The following is a 2,101-nucleotide window of genomic DNA, read 5'->3' as shown; positions in this document are numbered from 1 at the left end:
AACAGTCTGATTATCTTCTATTTTCGGATTAAAACGTCCTTTCAGCACCCCATCAGTACTTAACACATTTAAGAAAGTATCATCACCGCCTTGCAGCTTATCGGCATACACATAAAGTTTACTACCATCATCAATCACAATATCCTTGGCACTATGTAATTGGCTGTAATCGCTATGACTATTAACATCGACTTGATAAGTGCCTTTTATCGTTAACGAATCAACCAGTTGTTTACCTCCAGCCTGGGAATACAAAGTACCATTTGGATTAACTACTATATCGGTATGCACAATGGTATTTGGTGCTAATGCAATTTTACCTTCATTAATGGATAAACCTGGACGATGGATTCCCTTATCATCGATATAACCAGTAATAATATCTTTATTTAGGGTACCTGTAAGGCTCCAAGTACCTGTACCTGTTTTTTCAATAGTGTCAAAAGCAAAGAATTTTTTTCCTGTGGAATAAGTAACACTAAATGGATCATTTATCTTAATATCCTTGGTAATATCACCTAATTCCCCTAAATGTAGGGATAGGATATTTTCACCTGATAACATTAAAGTATTAGTATTCCATAATGTTATATTAGATAAATCTATATTACTTATCGAAAATATAATTCCTTCTATTCCTTCTGGGCTTCTCATCAGCTTTAAGGTTTGCCGTTGAGGTTTATAACTAGTCCATCTATCTCCTTCTACATCCATAAAAGAAAAAACAACTGCACCAACAGCTTCACCAGAAGAAGCTGGACCAGCCATACCGGGTATTGCTGTCACAGTAGCATTCCCACCAATAGTAGTTATACCACCTGCTTTACCATTCCCTATGTGAAGTCCAATAACTCCTTTAATACTCCCTCCCATCATAGTGAGATCTCCGCCCCCGAATACAGAGAGTCCATATCTATTAATTTCTCCCCCTGTCATAGTAACGGAATTTACTCCATATGCTAGACTAACCCCATTCTTGATATTTCCTCCTGCAATAACAAGATCACCTATTCCCTCATCATCTGTATCAAAATTATCTACTGTCCCGCCTAATATTGTAAGATCAGTATATTCATCTATCTTAATAGAGCCTACATTACCACTCTCTAAGATAAAATGATTTTTAACCGATGTATAGCTATCACCATATACAGCGACAGACTTCGAATTAATATTTCCACGTAACACTATTTGTGAACCTTCTGAAACAGCAAGACGATTAATATTTCCTTGTCCATCTAATATAACATCAGATGCTCTTTCAACTAGTATTGTTGGACATGAATTTCCAACTAAATAATAGGTTCCTGAAGAAGTAATTTTGTCTGGACATACTGCTAAAACAGGTAAAGAAAAAAATGCTAATAATGTTGCTACAATGATATTTAGAGGAAATTTTTGTGATTTATAAGTTCCTAATGAAGGGAGAAGGGGGGGTAAATTGAGTGTTTATCACAGCTTTTACTGTGCTGGTTTTACCCTTTGTTCTGGTATTTTCAGAAGCACACTGCCATAACTGCCGAACAGCATTCCAAACTAAACGATAGATATGATTCATAAGAAGTTCCTTATCTCGGAGGGTTATTTAAAGAAATATCAGTCCACATCACTGCTACAAAAAAAGTTATTCAAAATAACTCTTTATTAGTATACGCTTATTTTTATTTTTTGCTAGGTGTAGTGGTAGACTAATTTTGCAGTCCTCAATAGGTGGTAAACTATCACAAAAAGAGGACATTAAAATGAAAAGAACATTTAGCCCAGATTACAAAGTTGCCGCAGTAAAATGAGTCACCGAACAAGGTTATTCCGTTGCCCAAGCTTGTTTAGAATTAGGGATAGGTGAAACGGCCTTACGGCGTTGGATAAAACAAGTCCAAGCCGAAAAACAAGGCTATGTCTTACCGGGGACGAAGCCACTGTCGCCAGAGCAACAACGGATAAGAGAGCTTGAACAACGTATTAAAATTCTTGAAGAGGATAAAGAAATCCTAAAAAAGGCTACCGCGATTTTCATGTCACTCGAGCGCAACGCTACCAAGCGGTAAAGACATTAAAATCCTATGGAATAAAACGGGTTTGTGCGTTATTTGCGCTTTCA

The 2,101-nt window shown here is 36.6% G+C and carries 3 protein-coding genes; 1 reads left to right on the top strand and 2 read right to left on the bottom strand.

The features are described from left to right. Positions 1–1,188 (bottom strand): hypothetical protein (locus tag P375_RS10675; RefSeq protein ID WP_039136891.1); only part of this gene is annotated, 1,188 nt, incomplete at its 3' end. A 217-nt stretch (positions 1,189–1,405) separates the two neighbouring features. After that, positions 1,406–1,558, bottom strand: coding sequence for an ESPR domain-containing protein (locus P375_RS13040; protein ID WP_084598511.1), 153 nt, complete (start codon positions 1,556–1,558; stop codon positions 1,406–1,408). A 280-nt stretch (positions 1,559–1,838) separates the two neighbouring features. Between P375_RS13040 and P375_RS13035 the strand changes: the two genes are divergently transcribed. Beyond that, positions 1,839–2,048, top strand: a complete 210-nt coding sequence (locus P375_RS13035; protein WP_084598512.1) for a hypothetical protein — start codon at positions 1,839–1,841, stop codon at positions 2,046–2,048. The last annotated feature ends 53 nt before the right edge of the window (positions 2,049–2,101 follow it).

Source organism: Gallibacterium genomosp. 2 (genome assembly GCF_000771895.1).
GTDB lineage: Bacteria > Pseudomonadota > Gammaproteobacteria > Enterobacterales > Pasteurellaceae > Gallibacterium.
The sequence above is the reverse complement of the archived record's forward strand: the minus strand, read 5'-3'. Positions and strand labels throughout refer to the sequence as shown.

Coding starts and splice junctions, on each gene's coding strand:
- P375_RS13040 (WP_084598511.1), bottom strand. CDS start 1,558: ATGAATCATATCTATCGTTTAGTTTGGAATGCTGTTCGGCAGTTATGG.